The organism is Myroides marinus (genome assembly GCF_900109075.1).
Lineage (GTDB): Bacteria > Bacteroidota > Bacteroidia > Flavobacteriales > Flavobacteriaceae > Flavobacterium > Flavobacterium marinum_A.
The window spans coordinates 179,566-202,710 of sequence record NZ_FNYS01000005.1; the positions used below are offsets into that span (position 1 = coordinate 179,566).

Consider the following 23,145-nt stretch of genomic DNA (forward strand, 5'->3'; position numbering starts at 1 on the left):
ATGTTTGCAGAATATTATCCAGAAATCATAGCAACAGCAATTACATTAGCCTTATACATTCCTTTTAGAAAATTAGTAGGTTATATCATACGTTCTTTTTCTACAAAAGAACAACGTAAAGATAGTCGTGTAGTATTGATTATACGCTTATTTAATACACTACTATCTGTTATATTTTTAATCGTTATTCTTACTATTTGGGGGGTTAAAGCAGAGAACTTTATGCTTACTCTTACTTCAGTCTTCACAGTTATAGGAGTAGCTATGTTTGCACAATGGTCTCTATTGAGTAACATAACTGCAGGTATTTTATTATTCTTCTCTTTCCCTTTTAGAATTGGAGATACAATCAGAATTCAAGACAAAGACTTCCCTATTGAGGCTAAAATAATTGATATTAAAGCATTCTGTACAATATTAATGACAGCAGATAACGAAAAAATATCTTACCCTAATAGCTTATTACTTCAAAAAGGTATAGTAATAGTTGAGAAAAAAGAAGATATAGACAATCCTACTATTTAATAGTGGCACAAAATTTGTAATTACCATTATGGTTTAAATAGTCAAATGGTAGTAATTTAAGGCTAGCTAACCTCATCACGCAGGTTGTGCTAGCCTTATTTTTTATAAGACTCTCATTTTTACTACATAAACCTCCTCAAAAACAAGACACTAAGAACTTCATTTACTACTTAACCGAGATACAGTATTGAGTACATATATCATGTAACTCCTTTATTGTGATGTTAACTCTAGTTTACATATAACTAGGTTTGACCTATTATTAATATACGTTAGTAAGGTATTAGAATTAACCTACTAACCAAATAAGTTAGTTAAAATGAATACGATTGATTGGAGTATTTTTATCCTTATTCTAATTATTACATTAGCTATAAAGCAGTTTAAACTACAGAAAGTAAATAGTAGCTCTATTTATGACAAATCTACTTTGAACTATGGTGTAAAGCTTATAGCTATACAATCTTTTGTCTATTCCTTCATTTCTCTACCTGGGCAGGCATATTCCCAAGGTATTACCTTCTTACAACTATACTTAGGTATACCAATTGCTGTTTTTTTTACATTGTATGTAATCATTCCTAAATACAAAATAGCAAAAACAAAAAATGCTTTTGAGTACATACTCAATCATTCAGATAAAAAAATACACAACTTAACTGTTGTTCTATACCTTATATTGAGAATGCTAATATTAACTATTACATTCTATGCTATAGCTATGGTCTTATCAATCTTAGTGAAGGTGAACTTTAAAACACTTCTTATATTTATCAGTATTGGTTTTATAGTATTGCACTTACTTTTTAAAAATAAAAACTACCTATTTCAAAAGCACAATCAACTACTATATTGCACGATTATAATCATTCTTATCTTCACTTGTATTTTGTATAAACTTCCTCTTGGGATGTATATAGATGATACCTTAAGCTTTACAGCCTCATTTGATAAGTTAACTTTAATAGACAGTAAACTAGCTGAAAAAGACAAGTTTGATTTAACGAAATGTCTTATTAATGGCACAATCCTGTTTGTTGCATTATTAGCAATGAATACTAAAACACTTCAAATCTATAGACAGAGCAAATATTCTTATAAAACTAAGGACAGCCTATTTATCTATGGTTTATTAAATATTCCTTTCCAGTTTTTCATTCTTTTGACAGGATGTATACTTTTTACATTCTATCAGTTTAATGACGCTCCATTACATTATAACCCTAATAATGTACATACTGTTAAACAGTCAATATATGCAGATCAATACAATGAAATAAAACAAAAATATCACAAGATACTTAGCCTTAGAAAAGAAGCAAGCCTTTTATATAGTGGGCAAATCTACCAGAACTATAGTAATGAGGTACTCCAAGACCAAATATTGAGTTTAACAGAGAATGCAAATAAACTACAACAAGAAGCAAAAACACTTATTAAAAAAGCTAATGATGATGTAGAGGTTAATGACTCTGATTTTATTCTATTACACTTTATCAATTTCTATGTACCAGATGGTATCACAGGTATTATTATTGCAATATTTTTAATTAGCTTAATATCTCTTGGCTTACGTGAAATAAACTGGTTAACAAAAAGTATACTCAATATACTACCTATCAAAAAGAAAAACAAAGCAAATGAACATCCTATTAAAAACAGGTATTTCTTAGTTAGTATACTCGTTATAATACTTATACTTTTGATAACGTATCACGTTCCAGTATTCCTAAACCTGATTCAAATACTGTGGACTTATGCTTCTTTATTTTCAGGTACATTACTTGCCATCCTATTAATAAGCATGTATGGTCGAGCTAATAATCAAATATTCTTTGTCAGTATTATCATTGTTCAACTTAGCATATTCTACCTATACTTTACCACAAACATTCATTATCTATGGTACAATGCCATAGGGTTATCAGGGCTTACTGTGCTTACATTTGTTCTAAGTACGGTATACAACTCTATCTCTATAAGTCAAAAAGAAAAGGATATCCTGATCTAAATCAAGATATCCTTTTATACATAGTACACGTTAAAAGTCTCTACTTATACATTAGCGAAAGGTAAACTCCATTTATACTTAACTGCTAATACTCTTATAAGAATAATAATTCCAGCTGTTCCTATATATAAAATGTCTTTACTCAACTCAAAATAGTTTAATAAATAATACACTAATCCTCCTAAAATACAAGCCGTAGCGTATATCTCTTGTTTAAAGATCAAAGGTATCTTATTGGCTAATATATCTCGTATTACCCCTCCAAAACAAGCTGTAATGGTTCCTAGAGTAACACAAATAACAGGATGTAATCCTACTTTCATCCCTTTCTCAATACCTATCAATGTGAATACTGCAATCCCTATTGTATCAAATAAAAACAATGAATAGCGTAAGAAATTAAACTTTTTATAGAATACAATAGCCATTACAACACCTAACAAAGTAACATAAAAATAACTCAGATTAGTTAACCACATCACTGGGGTCCATCCAATCATCATATCTCTTATAGTTCCTCCGCCTATGGCTGTTGCAAATGCTAAAATAGTCATCCCAAACAAATCCAACCTTCTTTCACGCCCTGCTAATGCTCCGGAAATAGCAAATGCCAATGTTCCTAGCAAGTCTAAAATGTAAAAAAAATCAAACATTAAATAATAATAAAAATCTGCTAACTCTTAGCTGTTAAATAATTGTAGTCTTTTAAAATAGTCTCGACAAACTCTAATTCAGAGGAAGATTTGATATCTACTATCCCCAAAACATTCTTTAGCTTATCTACTAACTTGTATAATAATTGTACATCTCTACTTGCTTTTATTCTAGTTAAAGCTTCTTTTATGATATATACATCTTTGTCTGTTAAACTTAGTACCTGTGAAAATAATGGCACATACTGCTCATCAACTTCCTGAAATATAGTTGCAGATAAAAAAACTCTCTCTTTTACAGAGATTACAGCTGTTCCTGCTAAAATATCCCCTAATCGCTGTCCCTTATCAGACGAAATAACTGTGATTAACCCGATTACTGCTGACCCTATCCAAAAGTCAACTAATCTCATCACCCATCTAGTAGCATAATCTATAATAGTTGCCTCATACCCATCTATCTTAATCACCTTTATCCTCATTATCTTTTTACCAGGAGTTGCTCCTTGCAGAATAGTTTCAAAAAATAAAGAATAAAAGAACGCTGGAAGTAAAAATGTAATTGTAATAGCAGCTTCTGACCATCTATCTAATCCTTGTTTAAAAACATTAAATTCCTCTAATAAATAAAAAACTAAAATAACATATAGAATCTTAAATATCATGTCTAATATAGACGATAACATACGCTCTCCTAGTGAGGCTGGATTAAATTCTATTTTAATATTTTGTGTCGTATTTATTGTTAAATTAGCCATAAATTACATTGCTTTTAAATGAGAGAAGTCGCTTTTATCAAATATAATAAAGAAAAGTGGATTGAATTCGAACATACTTTATATGCCGAAACAATTCACAAACCTGATTATCTTGCTGATATGTACATTCAGATAATGAATGATTTATCTTATGCACAGACTTACTATCCTCATAGTAAAGTTACACAATATCTCAATACTTTAGCGGCACAAACTTATCAAAAAATTTACAAAACTAAACGTATTGAAGAAAATAGAATAGTACATTTTTTCAAGACAGAAGTACCCCTTATTGTATATGAATACAAAAACTATTTATACTTCTCAGTTTTGACGTTTCTAATTCTATTTACCATTGGTCTTGTTTCTGCTCATTATGACTTAGGTTTTATAAGATTAATCCTTGGTGATTATTATGTTAATACCACCTTGGATAACATTAACAATGAAGATGCAATGGCTATCTATAAATCTGGTAGTAATTGGGGAAGCTTTATCGGAATAGCTTTTAACAACTTATTTGTATCTCTTAAATTCTTCGTATATGGTATTTTTGCAGGAATAGGTACATTAGTGTACTTGTTATATAACGGTATTATGGTTGGAGCCTTTCAATATCTATTTATAAAAGAAGGTGCTTTCTTAGAAAGCCTTAAAGGTATCTGGTTACACGGTGCAATAGAGATTACAGGAATAATTATTGAGGCTTTTGCTGGTTTTATCTTTGGAGGTAGTATTTTATTTCCTAAAACATATTCTCGTAAGAACTCTTTTATTATAGGGTTTAAAAATGGATTCAAGATATTCATTGCTATGATCCCTTTTGTAATTACAGCAGCATTTATAGAAGGCTTTATCACTAGATACGCTAAAGAAATGCCAGATATTTTGAACTACTTTATTATCCTGAGTACATTCTCCTTAATTATTTTCTACTTTTTTATCTATCCTAAAAAAGTATATTCTAAACTTAATAAACAATAGTCTATGTTCATTGTATTTAAAAGAAGATCCTTTAGTAATCTAATGAACGATACTATCGAATTCTTCAAAACTGAAGGAGCTGTATATTTTAAAAATTACTTTTCTATTTGTGGTGTTTTAATAATGCTATACTTATTGTGTTCTTACTTCTTAATTGATGTAATTTTTAACGCAATTAGAGAAAGTAAATATGAGACTTCACCTATAAACTCTTTTATAGATAATAATATTGGATTAATCATAGGCTTAGTGATAGTATCTATTATTCTGGTAACTATCATCAGTATTATATCCGCAAGTTACCCTGTATATTTTCTAAAAAATATAGAGGAACAGCCTAAAGAATATCAAAATAAAAACCTTGTTGTAAAGACAATAAAGAAAGACTTTGGTAGATTATTCGGTTTTGGATTAGGTACGTTATTTCTTATTGGCCCCTTATCATTATTACTACTAAGTCTCTCTACTCTTTTAGTCATATTTGTAATCGGAATTCCATTAGTTTTAGCCTTATTCCCAACTATTACATCTTGGATAAGTTTATCTCTATACGAATATATTACGAATAGAAAAGGCTTTTTCGAATCATATAAGATTGGTTTAAATATGTTATTTAGTCAATTCTGGATTATCATTGGTAACACTCTTCTATTTTATGTAGTAATGCAAATAATCCTAGGATTAATAACTTCCATACCTCAGCTACTTTTCTATGGAAATTTATTCTTATCACAGAAGAACAATAGTGATTTTTCTGAGACACAAGGCTTCAAATTAATGTTTTTAGCCATATTCTTACTTACATCTTTAGTCTCATTTATAGCTAACAATGTATTACTGATCAATCAAGGACTAATTTATTACAGTATTAGAGAAAGTAAAGAAAACAAACAGTCTTACGCAGACATTGATATGATAGGAACTAACTAATGAAAAAGTTATATATAAAAATATTATTATCCTTATTTACCATTCACTCTTTTGGTCAGGTAGAGCATGATACCTTGTCTGAACCATCTTCAGATCATTCTAATATAGAAGAAGACGAAGATTATGATGAAGATGAAGAAATAGAGAAAGTCATAAATGTACTACCATACACTGAGGATAAAACAGATAGTATTGTAATTAATAAATTCAAAACAGATTATAAGAAGAAGTATAAATCTGACGAAGAATTTGATTATACTGAGCATGTTAGAAAGAAATCTGCTTGGCAACGTTTTAAAGATTGGCTTAATAAGAAATTAGATGAGCTCTTTAAACCTCTGAATGTCCAAACCAACACATCTCGTCATCTTGATGATCTGTACCGAATCGCTTCTGTATTTGTCATCATACTATTATTATTTTATATAATTAGAGCATTTATCCAAAAGGATATGTATTGGTTATTTAAGAAAAAAGGACGTAAAATAGATGTCCCAGTAAATGATATAGAGCTTAACTTAACTACTGTTAACTTCCCTGCTTTACTAGAAAAAACAATAAACGAGAAGCAATACAGATTGAGTATTCGTTATTATTATCTATGGTTATTACAACGTTTACAAGATCAACAGCAAATAGTATGGAATATAGAAAAAACTAATGCTGACTATTTAAATGAAATTAAAGACGCTAAACTAAAAGAAGACTTTACTTACCTCTCTTATATCTATAACAATATATGGTATGGAGAATTTGAAATAACAGAAACTGAATTTAAACAAGCTCAGAAATCTTTTGATGCTCTATTAAAACAAAGCCATAATGAATAATACTTCTAAAAAAATGCTGTTCCTCTTCTTGGTGATAGTTGGCTTTGTATATTTTATAGAGTCTAATAAAGTCGACCCTATCAACTGGAGAGTAACCTTAGACAATACTAGTAAATCTCCTTACGGAACCTACATACTTGATAAGGAGATTGATTATATGTTTCCTAAAGACAGTGTTGTTCGTATCACTGAGCATCTCTATGATTTTTTTGATAATAGTAACTATGATAGCATTCATACTAATAGCCTATTCTCTTTAAAAGACTATGGTTATCTAGACTCTTTTTCTAGAGTAAAACTAAATGAATATATACTTAAAGGAAATACAGCATTAATTATCCAAGACAATATAGATGGATTAATAGCCGGCATAGAAACCTCTTCTCTTTACTATGAAGTGGATTATAATAACGCAGAAAGCGAACAATTATTTGTTACACTAGCTAATCAAAGCATATCTACTTACTCTTATAAAATCAAAGGATTAAATCCTTACTTCTTTGATATTCCAGATTCATTAAGAAGTAAAATAGAAGTACTTGGTTACCTGAAATACAACGGTGTTAAGTACCCTAATCTTATTCGTCAAAGACAAGAAAAAGGACAATTAATACTAGGGCTTCAACCTATTGCTTTTACTAACTACAATCTACTAGAAAGTAATAATCACTTATATGCACAAGGGATTCTATCTTATTTACCTCAACAAAAAACGTATTACACGGTCAATAAACTACCTACAGATACAGAGTACCACTCTGAGTCTATATTGAGATTTGTATTTAAGAATCCTGCGCTTAAATGGGCTTGGTACTTCTTTTTGGGTACGATAGTCGTATTTATTCTATTCACTGCTAAGAGAAAACAAAGAATAATACCGATAATCAAACCACTTTCTAATACAACAGTCGAATTCACTAAAACAGTGTCTAACCTATACATTCAGAACAAGGATTATCACGATCTAATGAATAAACAAATCATCTATACATTAGAAAAAATAAGAAGAGAGTACTGGATAGATACTACTAAGTTAGACGAGCACTTTATCAATAATCTTCATGCTAAGACTAAAAAGAATAAAGAGGACATTGTTAAGTTTATACGCTTTATAGAACAATTTAGAGCATCTGAAAATTATGCATCTGAAACCTTATTAATCGAATTAAATAAATTAATAGAAAACATCATTGACTAAAAATATACTATGGAAAATATACTAAACACAGAAGAGAACCTACACTTTGAATCTCGCCTTGACTTAAACCTTTTACAAGAGAAAGTACAAGCTATAAAAACTGAAATCAAAAAAGTAATTGTAGGGCAAGACAAAACGATTAACCAATTAATAGTAGCTCTTCTAGCTAATGGACATATTCTACTAGAAGGAGTTCCTGGAGTAGCGAAGACTTTATCTGCTAAGCTACTAGCTCAGACTATTTCTATGGATTTTAGTCGTATTCAGTTTACACCAGATTTAATGCCTTCTGACATACTAGGTACATCTATATTCAATATGCAGAAGAGTGAGTTCGAATTTAAAAAAGGACCTATATTCTCTAATCTAATCCTAATTGATGAGATTAACCGTGCTCCTGCTAAAACTCAGGCTGCTTTATTTGAAGTAATGGAAGAGAGACAGATCACTATAGATGGGCATTCATATATCATGAGTGAACCTTTCTTAGTTATTGCTACCCAAAACCCAATAGAACAAGAAGGTACGTATAGACTACCTGAAGCCCAATTAGACCGTTTCTTATTTAAGATTAATATAGAATATCCTACTCTAGAAGAAGAGATTGCAATAGTTCAAAGAGAACATCAACTGCTAGACCAAAAGAAACTAGCACAAATCAATAAAGTGGTCTCTCCTACTGAGATTATTTCGTTCCAAAAGCTGATTAAAGAAATCATCGTAGAAGAAAAAATCATAGAGTACATCGCTAAGATAGTTGCAGATACACGTACTAATCCTTTATTATATTTAGGAGCATCTCCTCGTGCATCTATAGCTATACTAAATGCAGCTAAAGGTTTTGCAGCTATTAATAACAGAGACTTCGTAACACCAGAAGATATCAAAGAAGCGGCTATACCAGTGCTAAAACACCGTATTATAGTATCTCCTGAGAGAGAAATGGAAGGTGTAACAGCTAATGACATTATCAATCAAATCATAGAAACTATAGATATTCCTAGATAATAAAAACACATCTTATGTTTAAATTATTCAAACAACTTTATTTGCAAAAACGAGTATATATAGTCCTAGGCTGTATCATTGCTCTATTTGTTCTTGCTTTTATATTTCCAATCCTTTATAATGTTGTTTGGGGAATATTTTTACTACTGTTTGTTACAGTACTTGTTGACATTACACTGTTATTTACTAAAAAAGATAATATCAACGCTGTTAGAATTTTACCAGAGAAACTATCTAATGGCGATGATAACGTTATTTATATTTCAGTAGAAAACAAGTATAATATCACTATACACTGTACTATCATAGACGAAATACCATTTCAATTTCAAAAAAGAGATTTTGAGATAAATAGGACTATTCCATCGAAAGAATTAAAGACAATTAGTTATAATCTAAGACCTACTGAACGAGGAGAATACATCTTCGGAAAGCTAAATGTATACATATCTAGCCCTCTTAAGCTTATCTCTAGAAGATTAATATTCTGCGATCAAGCCAACTTAGCTACCTATCCTTCATTTATTCAAATGAAAAAATATGACCTAATGGCATTTTCTAAAAACAAATATACTTATGGAATGAAGAAAATCAGAAAAATAGGTAATACTACTGAATTTGAACAGATAAAAGAATATGTACTAGGTGATGATATCCGAAATATCAACTGGAAAGCTACTGCTAAGTCTAGCCAATTAATGGTCAACCAATTTCAAGACGAGAACACAGAGACTATCTATAACATTATAGATCGAGGACGTGTGATGCAGATGCCTTTTAAGGGGTTATCTCTACTTGACTATGCTATCAATTCTACTTTAGCATTATCTAACGTTATTTTAAAGAAAAATGACAAAGTAGGATTAATGACATTCAATGAGAATATTACCAATCAATTACCTGCAGAAGGAAAAATTAGTCAATTACAAAAGGTTATGGAGCAACTTTACAGAGTTCAAACCAACTTTGTAGAGAGTGATTTCGGCAAATTATATGCCCATATCAGACATAAGATTACACACCGAAGTTTAATCATACTGTATACTAATTTTGAATCTTTATCAAGCTTAAACAGGCAATTACCCTATCTAAGAGCAATAGCCAAAAACCACGTTCTACTAGTTGTGTTTTTTGAAAATACAGAACTGACTAAACTAACGCAAAAGAAAGCTAAAAACTCAGATGAGATTTTTGACAAAGTAATTGCAGAAAAATTTAACTTTGAAAAGCGTTTAATAGTGAATGAATTAACCAAATATGGTATTCAGTCAATCTTAACCACTCCAGAAGATTTATCCATAAACACGATTAATAAATACCTGAAAATCAAAGCAAAAGGTTCCCTGTAATATGATGATTAAAAAAATAGACAGTCCTCAAAACACACTAATCAAAAGCATTGTTCAACTTCAAGAAAAGTCTAGAAACAGAAGACAATCTGGTGCATTTGTCATTGAAGGACTTCGAGAAATAGAATTAGCGACTAAAGGTGGATATAAATTAAAGACTCTTTTATTCAATGCTGATCTTGTATCAGAAGTATCATTAAGACCTTATACCTCTAGAGATACAGAACTCATAGAGATATCTAAAGAGGTATATCAAAAACTTGCTTACAGAGATACTACAGAGGGCGTAATTGCTATTGCTAACACTAAATCATTAAGCTTAGAAGATCTAAAGCTATCTGACAATCCTATTATCTTAGTGGCTGAAGCTACAGAAAAACCAGGTAACTTAGGAGCTATCTTACGTACAGCAGATGCTGCTAACATTGATGCTGTTATCATTGCTAACCCTAAAAGTGATATCTATAACCCTAACGTTGTACGCTCAAGTGTAGGATGTGTATTTACTAACCAGATTGCTATGGCTTCTACCACAGATGCTATCGCATTCTTAAAAGAGCACAATATCAACATATACTGTGCTACATTACAAGACTCTACTTCTTACCACACTAGAGATTATAAAGAAGCGACTGCCTTCGTAGTAGGTACAGAAGCGACAGGACTTACTCAAGAGTGGAGAGATGCTAGTACTAAGAATATTATCATACCTATGAGTGGAGTGATTGATTCTATGAACGTATCAGTAGCAGCCTCTATCCTACTATTTGAAGCTAAAAGACAAAGAGATTTTAAATAAACAATATTAAGGCCTTATACTAGGTTCTTCCTCTATGCTCTATTATGTGTACTACTTATAGTACACATAATAGAGCATATTTTTTTGTTCCCATTTTAAAACTCCTGCCCTTAGACATACCACTCTCATGCAATCTTAAAGGACAATAAGAGAACAATAAATGAACATTTCATCGACAAAAGGCCTCTCCACTCAACTAAACTCGTTGTATTCTCCATGAATTGTCGATGGATCTCGCTCTAACTCACTATTTATAAGCCTTTACAGAGACTATCAATTCTATCTCTCTTTCACACAAAAACAACACAACCTTAAAAATCAACAAGTTACACAAAACAAAATCTTTATTAGAGGAAAGAACATACCTCTTTTTTTTAAAATAAGTGCTAAAAACAATCAAATGACACTTAAAAAAGAAAAAGTGAGTAAAAAAGAACCTAATTGATTACATAAATGCTCATTATTAGCGATGAAAAACAAAAAACAATTTTCTTTTTTTAACTCACTGCCCTATTTTACTATCTACACCAGCAAAAAAATAACAGCCCCTCAATAATTGTTCTCTATCTCCCAAATAGCTGTAAATAGGTATAACTTCTTAACTGTAATTATCCTATTTTTGAAGGCAAAACAAGAAGTATCATGGGACATAGACATATAGTTAGCAATATAGAATTAACATCACAAGGAGAAGTAGAACATCAGTTTGTAGGTGAGTGGAAATATGAGATTCCCCTATTTTTTTTCCCTTTATTCTGTATTCCTATACAATTCAACGAATTAAAAAACTATAGTCTAAAGCCTTCTTACCTTCTATACTTCAGGATGAAAGAGGCGATGCCTATTTTTAAGCAGTTTCACCAGTGGATACAAGGCCATATTGATGAATTAATACCTCAAGAACATCAACCTAAATACACCGAATCGTATAATAAACAAGTATACTACTTCAATAACTTAGAGGGAGACTGTCTAATGTTAGATGGTTCTGATGTGTATAATATGAGCGAAGGCAGTCACAAGAAGTTGGCAAAAGAGTACTTAGTGACTTTACAAGGGTTAGCAGCTGAGTTTAAAGAATTATTAGACAGCAATGCAAGTGTGGAGCAGTTCAACAATTCAGATATCGCTACCTACTTCTTTCCTTTTAGCACTTTCCAGGAGTACTTAAATAACGACAATGCTAATTATGGTTGGGATTGGTTAGAAATAGCCTTCCAGCCTAACTATGACTTTCTACATTTTGAAGAAAATGAGAAATGGGGTATTAAAAAACTTGATGGAGAGATTATACTACCTGCCCTATATGATGGAATTGGAGAATTTGAAGAAAGTGGATTAGCATACATCATCTTAAATGACAAATGTGGACTTATTGATAAAACAGGAAAGATTGTATTAGAACCTGTTTGGGATTATGTAAGTGATACTGCTGTTACCTATATATCTGGTGACAATAATGACTTTGACGATTACGAGACTGTGATTACTTGTTCTTTAAAAAAGGAGGAGAAATACGCTTTTTACAATATCAGTACACATGAGTTTCTTTCTGATTTTATCTATGACGAAATAGAGCTCCTAAACGAAGAATACTTCAATGTATTACAAGGAGACCTATATGCCGTGTTTAATTACAAAGGAGAAGAGTGTATTCCATTTACCTCTACTGCTCCTTTTGAGTATTACTACTTGTATTTCTGTGGAAAACAGAAGAACAAGAATATTATGTATTCAAACTCATTTGGCTTTATTGGTAACTACGATTTTAGTGATATATCAGACATTGGCACTGATAAGTGTCTTTTAGTTCCTTCAACTCTTGGACCTAAACTAAAAAAGATAATCAATGCACAAGGAGAACTTGTATTAGATAACATAAAGACTGCAGAAGGGTTAACAGATAAGTGTATCAAAGTAATCACTGATGAAGGAGTGTCTATCTATGATATTGAGCTTAAGGCATTTTTGTTTGAACCTATCAAAGGCCGCATTGAGAAATACATCTTGATGAATATCAACCTACAGATAGGTCAAGTCTATGTAAGCTCTGGCAAAAAGAAAGGAGTTTATGACTGTATCAAACGTTTATGGGCAATCCCATTACAAGTTGCTACTGACTTAACCATCTTGTCAGATGAAGTGTATGCAAGTAAGAATAACCTATGGGCTATAACTCCTATGGAGACAACAGATCCTGTTATTACTGATTGTAATTATATCGCCTTACACCCTTTAAACAATACTCCTCAAGAGATCATTGTGTATAAAGACAATACTGTCTATATCTGGACTGATGGTTCTTTACAACTATTACCGAATACACAGTTATTAGCCTTAGCTACACGTATGCATTATAATGCTGAAGGAGAAGTTGGCCTATTTAGCCCTTATTTCACAGCACAGGCTAAACACTTTACCCTATCTGATTATAAAGCATTGGAGCCTTATTATATCACTAAGATTAAGGATTATTACTTAGAACATGATCACTCTGAGCTATATGAACAAATTCTAAGCTATGCGGAAGAACTAAATAACGATGAGCTACTACAGGATCTTGGTTATCGCTATTTGACAGAAGAAGCTTATATTGATTATCCTAAAGCAATGAAACTCTTTTTAAAGGCTTCTGAGCTTGGTAATAACTACGCCGCTACGAATATAGGGTATATGTATTTTGAGTCCTTAGGTGTGTCTTATGATAGCATTAAAGGAGTTGAATATTATAAACTCGGAGCAGAAAGAGGAAATAATCAAGCAAAACTAAACTTAGCTTATTTATACTATCAAGGAGCTGAAGGAATAGAACTAAACTTCGAAGAAGCATTAAAATACTTCTTACCTCTTGACAAAGTTTGGGGCTTTTACGTTGCTAACTATATTGCAGATTGCTACTATTTATTAGGTGAGTATAAGAAAGCAATGAAATACATCAAAAAAGACATTAAAGAAGAAGATCACTTAGGCTCTTTTTTAATGGGTAAATTTTATAATTTAGGTCTTGAAGTAAAACAAGACACTGCTAAAGCAATCGAATACTTTGAACAGGCAGTAGAAAAAGGTTATGTACATGCTGCAACAGATTTGTTGTATATTTATGCATATGATGAAGGTTTTAAAAACAGTGAAAAACTCGCTCATTACTTAACTATAGCTAAGAAGAATGACTTGTATATTCCTACGGAACTACAAGAAAAAAGCTTTCTAAAAAAGATATTAGGTAAATGGTTTAAGTAGTTTTGGGTTTATGGTAAACTGTTTACGGTTTACCTACCACTCTTCCTTTGTCCTATTCCCTACTCCCTAAAAATATGATACACATACGCCCAGCCATATTAGAGGATATACCTCAACTACAACTGCTTTATCAAAAGCAGTTCGTAGTCATGCAAGAGTACCAACCAGAGTACTTTAAAGCAGACCTACCAGCTATTGACTTCTTAGAAGAAACAATACAGTCAGACGAATGGGATTTCTTAGTCGCTGTAGATAAAGATCAACTTATCGGTATGGTAGCACTGTTTATAGAGCATACTCTACCCTACGAATGCTTTGTACAACACAGATACCTCAACTTTGCAGATATCTATGTAGAACCAGCATACAGAAATTTAGGCATCGGCAAGCAACTTATAGACGCTGTCAAACAATGGGCAAAAGACAAAAAGGTAGATTATATAGAGCTTTTGGTAGTGGAACAAAACAAACGTGCTTATGACCTCTACCTTAAAGAACATTTCGAACCTGTACACACAGTGATGAGGTATAAGATTTAATACAAACCCCGTGTAACATATCAGTTACACGGGGTTATTTTATTCTTTCAATGCTTTTACAATTCCGAAACTCAGCAATAAGGCGATTAATACTCTCTAACTTACTTATTAATGACCAGTGTTATACGTTGATCCTAAAAAAAAGAAAAAACACAAAATCATTATACCTCCCACTTCTCCTTTAGCAGCTCTTGAAGTTGTGTAATTTCTTCAGCATACATCGTTTTCTTACGCGTACCGAAGTATAATGTATTCTCCAAAGGTGTTGCACCTTCCCATACCACTTTTATCTTTTTGGACTGAATAGCATCTGCACATAAAAAGTCAGGCACTACAGCCACTCCACTTCCATTACTTAAACAGCGTACGATAGAACTAATATTAGGCACAATATAGTTTGGGCTAAAGTCAGGGTGTTGTTTAAAGTGTGTTAACCAAAAGTTCTTTAGGTGCTCCATATCCGCAGCTGTACTATACCATAAGAGCTGTTTTAATAAATTACCTGCCTCTTTGACTTTACCATTGCTTAATAGCTTCTCTATTTCCTCCGTATTAGTATCACAACCAGCTATTAGTACTAAGCGTTCTTTAGAGAAAGCATTGTACTCTAAGTTAGGTTGGTTCCCTTTTTGAGGAGTTATAATTAAGTCCAATAATCCATTGTCTAAATCCTGCTGCATCTGAGGGTACTCGCCAAACTTGATAATTAAGTTAAAAGGCAAAGTAGCGATATGCTCTTCTAAAGTATATTGAAAAGTCTCAAAACACATTCCCACACTAATCGTAGTACGCTCTTCTTGTGCGCGTTTATGAAAGTGTTGTTCTGCTACTTCCATACGATTAAGAGGTTCTAATATACAATTGTACAATATCTTTCCTTTCTCTGTCGGCACCATCTTTCTTGCAGAACGATCAAACAGCTTATACCCTGTATAAGCTTCTAAAGAGTTCAGGTGTAAGCTCACCCCTGGTTGCGAGATAAATAACTCTTGCGCAGCAGCAGATAGCGTACCTGTCTCATATATAGCTTTAAAGGTTCTCACCCATTCTAAATTCCAACGCATAATTCATTGTTTTTGTCCTACAAAAATACAGTTTAATTTATTCAATCCACATAATAAACTATCAGTATTATAATACACTACTATAATATAAGTTATTTTTATAATACATAAAACTAATAGAACTTTGCACTATCAATAATTAAAATAATACAAATGAAAAAGATATTTATAATTAACGGAGGGCAAACATTTGCACATTCAGGTGGTTTATTCAACAACACATTAACAGATTGGACTCAACAAACATTAGAAGATTTAGGATATGAAGTACGCGTTACGAATATCAATAATCCCTTTGATACTAACGAAGAAGCAGAAAACTATAAATGGGCAGATACTATTATCTATCACACTCCTATATGGTGGTTTCAAGTTCCTAATGCTCTAAAAAAATATATTGATGAGGTATTTACAGCAGGGCACAATAACGGTATCTATGCTAATGATGGTAGAAGTAGAAAGAACCCTGACATCAACTATGGTACAGGTGGGCTAATGCATGGTAAACACTATATGGTTACCTCATCTTGGAATGCTCCAAAAACAGCATTTACACTACCTGGTGAATTCTTTGACGAACATACAGAAGATGAAGGAGTACTATTCGGTTTTCACAAGATGAACCAATTTATAGGTTTAAAAAGAATTGAAGGTTTCCACTTTCACGATTTAGAAAAGAACTGCACAGAAGAGAGATTAAATATGTATCACAGAGACTACGTACAGCATCTAAAAAACCAATTTATCAATATAACTGAATCGCAATTAGCATAAATAATAATGAACGTAATTATAACAGCTATAATAAAGGCAAAGCCTTCCTTTAAAGAAGAAGTACATAGTACGCTACTTAACATGGTTAAGCAAACTCGAAAAGAAGAAGCTTGTATTCTATATGATTTACATCAAGATCTATCAGATGCAAACACTTTTATCTTTTATGAAATATGGCAAGACCAAGAAGGTTTAGATAAACACAACCAACAACCTTATATCAAGGAATTTGGCAGTTTAATAGAATCACATTTACAAGAACAACCACAAATATACTTAACACAAAAAATTTAATACAATGGAATACAGAAAATTAGGAAATACAGACTTAGAACTATCTACAATTACTTATGGAGCTTTTGCTATAGGTGGTAATATGTGGGGTGGTAACGAACAAAAAGACTCTATCGAATCAGTAAGAGCATCTATTGATCACGGAGTAACAACTTTAGACACAGCTCCTTTCTATGGATTTGGATTAAGCGAAGAAATGATAGGTCAAGCTATTAAAGGCTATGACAGAAGTAAAATACAACTATTAAGCAAATTTGGTTTAGTATGGGATGGTAGTAATCAAGGACGCGGAGAACACTTCTTTGACGCTGAAGACGCTGGTAAGACAATTCCTATCTATAAATATGCTTCAAAGGCTAATGTTATCAAAGAAGTAGAGGAGAGTTTAAGACGTTTACAAACGGACTATATTGATCTATTACAAATCCACTGGCCTGATAACACTACTCCTATCGCAGAGACAATGGAAGCGTTAGACACCTTAATTCAACAAGGTAAAATACGTGCTGCTGGAGTGAGTAACTACAGTGTAGATCAAGTAAAAGAAGCTCGCCAAACACTAAATATAGCAAGTAACCAAGTAGGTTATAGCATGCTAAACAGAGGAATAGAACAAGACTTAGTTCCTTATGCTTTAGACAACAATTTAGGAATTATCGTATATAGCCCAATGGAAAGAGGATTATTAACAGGAAAGTACTTCAGAGATGGTAAACTAAAAGACAACGATCACCGCAATGGATACTTCCAGCAGTTTGACTTACAGAAAGTAGAAGCTTTCTTAAATGCAATCACTCCATTGGCTAATGAAAAAGGAGCTACACTATCTCAATTAGTATTGAGATGGACAAGCTTACAACCTGCTATCTCAGTGGTTCTTGCTGGAGCACGTAATGCAGAACAAGCTATCGCTAATGCTAAAGCAATGAATATCATACTTACTACTGATGAGATTAACTTCATCAATACAGAATTAGCTAAAATCTAATACAATGAAAAAAATAATAATAGCAGCAGTAGTACTCTTAAGCGGAATACTACATGCACAAAATACCAAATTAAGCATAGACCCCAACGACCATAGTTGGCATCCTTCTGTTTATGGGGCTAATGACGAAATAGGAGCTGTTAATTTACTAACTCCTGAAACTGTAATGCAGTCCTTAAAATTAGTAAAACAAGGAAAAACAGTAGCATTGGCAGTGCCTATCAACAAGCATTTACCTGCGTTTCGTCACCGCAGTTTTAACTTATACAATATCCAACCTGGAGAACAAGGTGGACAAACTCTTGGCCCTAACAAATTCAGTTTTAATGATGAATTAGTAACGGCTTGGACAGGTGTAGGTACACAACTAAATGGTATCGGTCACATCGGTATAAATAATGTCTACTATAATGGTAACAAAGCTCAAGACTTCGTAACAGTAGAAGGTGTTAAGAAATTAGGAATTGAAAAAATACCTCCTATTGTAACACGTGCAGTAGTCTTAGATATGGTCGCTTATTACAACAAAGCCATTGTACCTGGAGGCACAGAATTTACTGTAGCAGATATCCAAGCAGTCTTAAAGAAACAAAACATTGAAATCAAAAAAGGTGATGTTGTACTGTTTAATACAGGTTGGTTAGAGCTTATAGGTAAAGACAATAAACAATTCTTAGAAGTAGAACCAGGTATAGGAATGGAAGCAGCCAAATGGTTAGCTGATAAAGGAATTGTCGCTTTTGGTGGAGACACTTGGGCATCCGAAGTTTACCCTAATCCTAATGGATCTGAAGAATTTCCAATTAACCAATATATGCTTGCTAAAAGAGGTATTTACAACTTAGAACTTATAGATACCCGCCTATTAGTAAAAGAAACAGTATGGGAATTCTTATTTGTATTAGGTCAACCTTTATACGTAGGTTCCACACAAGTAAATATCAATCCTGTCGCTATTTATTAAAACTTATGCTTCTATAATCACAGAGCCCTAATAACGCATTATTAGGGCTCTGTGATTTAGTATATAATAAAAGTCTATAGAATATCTTTCCATATATCATTCGCTTCATTTACCTTAACTACATATTCTTTTTCTGCCTCTTCATTCACTTGTAGAATATCTTTTATGAGCTCAGTGTTATACTTTAATGTTTTTCAACACACATCATCTTTTCCTTTTTTTGTATGACACAAAAGCATCAAAAAAATACACCTTAAAACTAATAATATCTATCCTACCAACACCATCTACATAATCTATTATACTTTATTAGTTCATCTAATCACGATGTCATATTTTAGTTGTTTAATACTAATGACGATGATAAGAAAAGCACACTTAGAAGACTTAACTACTATACAACAGTTATACTTTAACTTATTCGAAGTAATGGCTGACTTAGAACCTCACTATATGAAGGCTGCAGCGCAAGACCAAGACTTTATCAAAAGTGTGATCTTAGAAGAGAATGACTTTACTATTTTTGTAGCTGAAGATAATGATGAAGTACAAGGCTTTGCTATTGCACAGTTACAGTCTGCCCCTCCTTATAACTGTTTTGTACAGCAGCGTTTAGTTTATCTAATGGACTTAGTAGTTAACCCTAACAGTCGCAGTAAAGGATATGGCAAGACGCTAATTCAAGCTGTTAAAGAATGGGGAGTAGAGAACAAAGTAGACTACTTTGAACTTAGTGTATTAGCACAAAACAAAAAAGCAATAGAACTATACCTTAGAGAAGGTTTTGATACCTTCAACCTATCTATGCGTATGCGCCTTGACAACCAAGAATAAACACAATGGACAATAAAGAATATGCACTAGGTATATCTGTACCTATAAAACCTGATTCTGTATTATCACCTACTGTGATCTATGCTGATGACTTAACAGGCATATATTTTGAAACAGAAGATGAACGATATGGCCGTATTACTTTCTATAATCTAGATGCTATTCGCATCTGTCGTGGAGAGTATCTACCTTATGATGATGACTGGACTGAAGATAAAGAATGGTGTTGGGTATATGAAGTACAAAACTCTGCATGGCAAATAGAACGTTATACCTATGAGAAAAAGCATTATGGTAGAGCATACGAGTTTGGTGGTAATGTCAATGATATGTTATCAGATTTTAAGCATTATATCTTTAGTTTTCACGATCAGTTTGTAGAGGTTATTGCTAGAGGGTTCTGGTGGGAAGAAGACCAAACTTCTTTAATCAACCGACCTTTACAAAAAGGACATCCTTTTTTAGCACTAACAGAAGAACAAGTCTCTCTATATGAAGCTTATGGATATAAGTCACAGATTAGAACTAATCCTTTACCTACAAGTCAACTAATAGAACAAGCTAAGTTCTGTCCACAAAAACTCTATCAGTTCGCGCTTATTATAGATAACCATGCAAGCATAGATCACACAGTGACTATTACTAATAAAAATGCCATAATAGAAGCTAATCTTAGAGGATACTTTGGTAAAAAAGAAGTCTGTTTTTCAGGTATTCCGTCTTTAGAAGAAATACTACCTTACATAGATAATTATATAAGTGAAGTAGCTGAACGAAGAAAAAAAACACAATAAATCATAGTACTTTATTCATACAAAAAAGGTATTACCTCATCATGTTGATGAGATAATACCTTCTTAAATTTATATTCTATGACTTCTTATGGTTTTCCAGTCATCTGATAACCCTGGTCTACATTACTTTGAGCAAAGTTAATAGCCCATTCCATCATATTAGCCATAAAGAATGAATTCTCTACAGGTACATAGTCATTAATCTTTTCGCTGACTTTATAGTATTTTGGCGTAGTTAATGGTTTACCATCTATAGTAGTAGTACTAGGGTAACTTGATGCTCTTACTACTTTTGTATCAGTATATCCAGCCATCCAGCCATTATCACCTACTACGGCAAAACCTTTTGTTTTATGTTTCACACCAAAAGCCCAAGTTGGATCATCTATTCTTGTTGATAAGACATTATACTGCCCTAAAGGTAAATTAGAGAAATAAAAACCATAAAAGTAATCTATTCCAAAGTACTTATTTCTAATATCTCCAAAAGAACCATTTAATATAGGATCGTCTATATTCGAGATTAAATTAGATTGCGTAATAACATTGCTATACTTAGTAGTACCTGCTGAAGCATTTCCTATTTTATCAATCAACAGAGAAACATCCTTGATATCTCGTTCTTGATTCAATAATAACACTCCTTTTTTATTGTTTACAAACTCTGTTAATACATCTATATAACTTGCATTCATGGCTCCAAAAGTAAGCCAGATAATATCTATCTTCTCTTGGTTGATTATATTTCTTAAATCTTCTGGCGTTGTAAGCGTAGTTCCTATCATATTTAAGCTTTCCACTTGAACTACAGAATTATCTTTTGTTCCAAAGTTTTCAGTATTACGCATTATTACTCCTGCGGTATAAATATTAGCTGACAACAATGAAGAACTTGCTGTATTATTAGGTGTTACCAAAATATTCATCTTACGAATAACTGTTATAGTAAAGAAATCACAAGATATGTTACCACTCAATGCATTACTATTAGATGTTAGATGGTAAGAGAACTTCCCTGTTTCGATAGGCTCTCCATATGCAGGTAAATAAATTACTTGTTTTCCTGTAGAAGTAAATGTTCCTTTACCTTCATATCTTATTCCGTTTACTACTTCTGTAGACAATTCGTAATCTCCTACATACTTAACATCCACTGTTACAGCTAGTTTATTACTTTTATCCATAGGAACCTTAGGTGCATATACTCCTTGTGTTCTTATATCATTACACATTATTGTATAATTAACAGCTTGTGGAGATACTGTAATCTTATAGTCACATGGAGATACTGCTCCTACATCACCTGTAATCTTAAAGTTGTAATCTCCCACTACCTGTGGTGTTGTTTCATTTGAGAATAAAGCCACTATCTGTATATCATTAGCTGCTTTATTAAACTCTAACTCTACCTCTCCAGAACTAAAACTCACTCCATTAACTGTTGTAGTAGATATTGTAGTTTTCCCAGGAGCTAATACCTTTACAGGTACATTAATTACATTAGATTTATCTAGTGCTACATCTTGTTGATAGTTACCTTCTATATTAATATCCTTACATATAATCTCGTACTTAACTGATTTTACAGATATAGTCACAGGACAAGATGTATTATTCTTAGCAGAGTTAGAAGTCAAAACAAGCTCTGTAGATCCTACTGTAGTAGGTACACCACGACCAATTAATTCTATCTTTTGAGATCCCGTAGCCTCAAACTTACCTTTACCTATATACGAAAGACCATTCACTGTATTAGTTGTTACATTCCATGTCCCTATTGTATGAACGACCACATCTATTGTTATCTTATTATCTATAGTTAATGGCATTCCTAAGAATAAATCCTCTCCTACTGATATTGTATTACACTGCATATCAAAAGACATCTCTTGTTCTTTAACAAAGACAACAGGCTTACAAATTCTAGTCTTACCATTTAATATCATTGCAAGAACATCTCCCTGTTCTCCAGGTTCATACCCTCTCAATGGCGTACCTATTCCTTGTAAGATGATATTGTAATCTCCTTCTGTTGGAAATCTACCCGAAGCGTAGAAGTAATATCCATTAGTAGACTTCACTATGATATCATATACTCCTGCTACAGTCACAGTCACAGGTATATTCATTTTATTTAATTCAGTAAGTGTAACACCTTGTTGTAAGGGTTCGGTGATAATACTCGTACACTGATCTGGAGTTAAAGCAATCTCTGCTGGTGGTGGCGTACCACATACACTTAACCACGTGTCTTGCAAACCACTCCAGTAGTTAATACAACCTGTAGTCGTATTAAAAATAAGTAAACCATCTTTTAGCTTTGCCTTATCTATCACATCTCTCTGTACTGTAGTCATTCTAGGTGCTAAAAACCCCTTGTTACTAGACTCTAACTCTAAGATAACAGCCTCACTTGGTACCGAACTACTCTGTGCTACTGTACCATCCTTAATCTTTGTCATATAAGTTTGCTGTCCTTGAACTAGGTTAATGCTCAACAAACTAATAAGTGCATATATATAAATTATGTAAGTTCTCATTTTTTTTACTTTTTAGATTGATTAAGTATTAACTGTTCCATCAATTGCAAACGCTCTTTTAAGCCATCA

Annotated in this window: 21 protein-coding genes; 17 read left to right on the forward strand and 4 right to left on the reverse strand. The window is 32.4% G+C overall.

Annotated elements, in window-relative coordinates:
• Both BMX53_RS07740 and BMX53_RS07745 read left to right on the forward strand, forming a co-directional pair.
• Positions 1 to 525 (forward strand): mechanosensitive ion channel domain-containing protein, encoded by a 525-nt coding sequence (locus BMX53_RS07740; RefSeq protein WP_038986440.1) that lies wholly within the window; start codon positions 1 to 3, stop codon positions 523 to 525.
• Between the two features lie 319 nt (positions 526 to 844).
• A complete protein-coding gene (locus BMX53_RS07745) occupies positions 845 to 2,536 on the forward strand; it encodes an SLC5/6 family protein (protein ID WP_074745528.1) in 1,692 nt (563 codons plus the stop codon).
• A 44-nt stretch (positions 2,537 to 2,580) separates the two neighbouring features.
• Here the strand turns inward: BMX53_RS07745 and BMX53_RS07750 are convergent, their stop codons facing one another.
• On the reverse strand, positions 2,581 to 3,189 hold the full coding sequence (locus tag BMX53_RS07750; protein ID WP_038986438.1) for a trimeric intracellular cation channel family protein: 609 nt from the start codon (positions 3,187 to 3,189) through the stop codon (positions 2,581 to 2,583).
• 20 nt (positions 3,190 to 3,209) lie between these two features.
• A complete protein-coding gene (locus BMX53_RS07755; RefSeq protein WP_074745530.1) occupies positions 3,210 to 3,947 on the reverse strand; it encodes an RDD family protein in 738 nt (245 codons plus the stop codon).
• Positions 3,948 to 3,965: 18 nt separating this feature from the next.
• On the opposite strand from BMX53_RS07755, the gene BMX53_RS07760 reads away from it, so the two are divergent.
• The 9 genes from BMX53_RS07760 to BMX53_RS07800 all read left to right on the forward strand — a co-directional run bounded on the left by BMX53_RS07760 (position 3,966) and on the right by BMX53_RS07800 (position 14,824).
• A complete protein-coding gene (locus BMX53_RS07760) occupies positions 3,966 to 4,931 on the forward strand; it encodes a stage II sporulation protein M (RefSeq protein ID WP_074745532.1) in 966 nt (321 codons plus the stop codon).
• A gap of 3 nt (positions 4,932 to 4,934) precedes the next feature.
• Complete coding sequence (locus BMX53_RS07765; RefSeq protein WP_074745534.1) at positions 4,935 to 5,861, forward strand: hypothetical protein; 927 nt, start codon at positions 4,935 to 4,937, stop codon at positions 5,859 to 5,861.
• Positions 5,861 to 6,691 carry a DUF4129 domain-containing protein gene (locus BMX53_RS07770; protein WP_074745536.1) on the forward strand — a complete coding sequence of 277 codons (831 nt, stop codon included), beginning with the start codon at positions 5,861 to 5,863 and terminating at the stop codon, positions 6,689 to 6,691. The genes BMX53_RS07765 and BMX53_RS07770 overlap by 1 nt, the downstream gene beginning before the upstream one ends.
• Positions 6,684 to 7,889 carry a hypothetical protein gene (locus BMX53_RS07775; RefSeq protein WP_074745538.1) on the forward strand — a complete coding sequence of 402 codons (1,206 nt, stop codon included), beginning with the start codon at positions 6,684 to 6,686 and terminating at the stop codon, positions 7,887 to 7,889. Before BMX53_RS07770 ends, BMX53_RS07775 begins: the two co-directional genes overlap by 8 nt.
• A gap of 9 nt (positions 7,890 to 7,898) precedes the next feature.
• Positions 7,899 to 8,897, forward strand: coding sequence for an AAA family ATPase (locus BMX53_RS07780; protein ID WP_038986429.1), 999 nt, complete (start codon positions 7,899 to 7,901; stop codon positions 8,895 to 8,897).
• Positions 8,898 to 8,911: 14 nt separating this feature from the next.
• Positions 8,912 to 10,246 carry a DUF58 domain-containing protein gene (locus BMX53_RS07785; RefSeq protein ID WP_074745540.1) on the forward strand — a complete coding sequence of 445 codons (1,335 nt, stop codon included), beginning with the start codon at positions 8,912 to 8,914 and terminating at the stop codon, positions 10,244 to 10,246.
• 4 nt (positions 10,247 to 10,250) lie between these two features.
• On the forward strand, positions 10,251 to 11,045 hold the full coding sequence (locus BMX53_RS07790) for a TrmH family RNA methyltransferase (protein ID WP_083394397.1): 795 nt from the start codon (positions 10,251 to 10,253) through the stop codon (positions 11,043 to 11,045).
• Positions 11,046 to 11,687: 642 nt separating this feature from the next.
• Entirely contained in the window at positions 11,688 to 14,285 is a 2,598-nt protein-coding gene (locus tag BMX53_RS07795; protein ID WP_074745542.1) for an SEL1-like repeat protein, read from the forward strand.
• A gap of 74 nt (positions 14,286 to 14,359) precedes the next feature.
• On the forward strand, positions 14,360 to 14,824 hold the full coding sequence (locus BMX53_RS07800; protein WP_074745544.1) for a GNAT family N-acetyltransferase: 465 nt from the start codon (positions 14,360 to 14,362) through the stop codon (positions 14,822 to 14,824).
• A 161-nt stretch (positions 14,825 to 14,985) separates the two neighbouring features.
• Here BMX53_RS07800 and BMX53_RS07805 read toward each other — a convergent pair whose 3' ends face one another.
• On the reverse strand, positions 14,986 to 15,888 hold the full coding sequence (locus BMX53_RS07805; RefSeq protein WP_074745546.1) for a LysR family transcriptional regulator: 903 nt from the start codon (positions 15,886 to 15,888) through the stop codon (positions 14,986 to 14,988).
• A gap of 153 nt (positions 15,889 to 16,041) precedes the next feature.
• Between BMX53_RS07805 and BMX53_RS07810 the strand changes: the two genes are divergently transcribed.
• The 6 genes from BMX53_RS07810 (at position 16,042) to BMX53_RS07835 (ending at position 20,536) form a co-directional block, all read left to right on the forward strand.
• The gene (locus tag BMX53_RS07810) at positions 16,042 to 16,662 is read left to right on the forward strand and encodes an NAD(P)H-dependent oxidoreductase (RefSeq protein WP_074745548.1); all 621 of its coding nucleotides are present in this window, start codon (positions 16,042 to 16,044) and stop codon (positions 16,660 to 16,662) included.
• A gap of 6 nt (positions 16,663 to 16,668) precedes the next feature.
• The gene (locus BMX53_RS07815; RefSeq protein ID WP_074745550.1) at positions 16,669 to 16,956 is read left to right on the forward strand and encodes a putative quinol monooxygenase; all 288 of its coding nucleotides are present in this window, start codon (positions 16,669 to 16,671) and stop codon (positions 16,954 to 16,956) included.
• A 4-nt stretch (positions 16,957 to 16,960) separates the two neighbouring features.
• Positions 16,961 to 17,944: an aldo/keto reductase gene (locus BMX53_RS07820; RefSeq protein WP_074745552.1), complete on the forward strand. Its 984-nt coding sequence runs from the start codon at positions 16,961 to 16,963 to the stop codon at positions 17,942 to 17,944.
• A 4-nt stretch (positions 17,945 to 17,948) separates the two neighbouring features.
• Positions 17,949 to 18,908 (forward strand): cyclase family protein, encoded by a 960-nt coding sequence (locus BMX53_RS07825; RefSeq protein ID WP_074745553.1) that lies wholly within the window; start codon positions 17,949 to 17,951, stop codon positions 18,906 to 18,908.
• A gap of 360 nt (positions 18,909 to 19,268) precedes the next feature.
• Positions 19,269 to 19,742: a GNAT family N-acetyltransferase gene (locus BMX53_RS07830; protein WP_074745555.1), complete on the forward strand. Its 474-nt coding sequence runs from the start codon at positions 19,269 to 19,271 to the stop codon at positions 19,740 to 19,742.
• Positions 19,743 to 19,747: 5 nt separating this feature from the next.
• Positions 19,748 to 20,536, forward strand: coding sequence for a hypothetical protein (locus BMX53_RS07835; RefSeq protein ID WP_074745557.1), 789 nt, complete (start codon positions 19,748 to 19,750; stop codon positions 20,534 to 20,536).
• Positions 20,537 to 20,622: 86 nt separating this feature from the next.
• On the opposite strand, the gene BMX53_RS07840 is transcribed toward BMX53_RS07835, so the two are convergent.
• Complete coding sequence (locus BMX53_RS07840) at positions 20,623 to 23,076, reverse strand: hypothetical protein (protein ID WP_074745559.1); 2,454 nt, start codon at positions 23,074 to 23,076, stop codon at positions 20,623 to 20,625.
• Positions 23,077 to 23,145 lie beyond the last annotated feature (69 nt).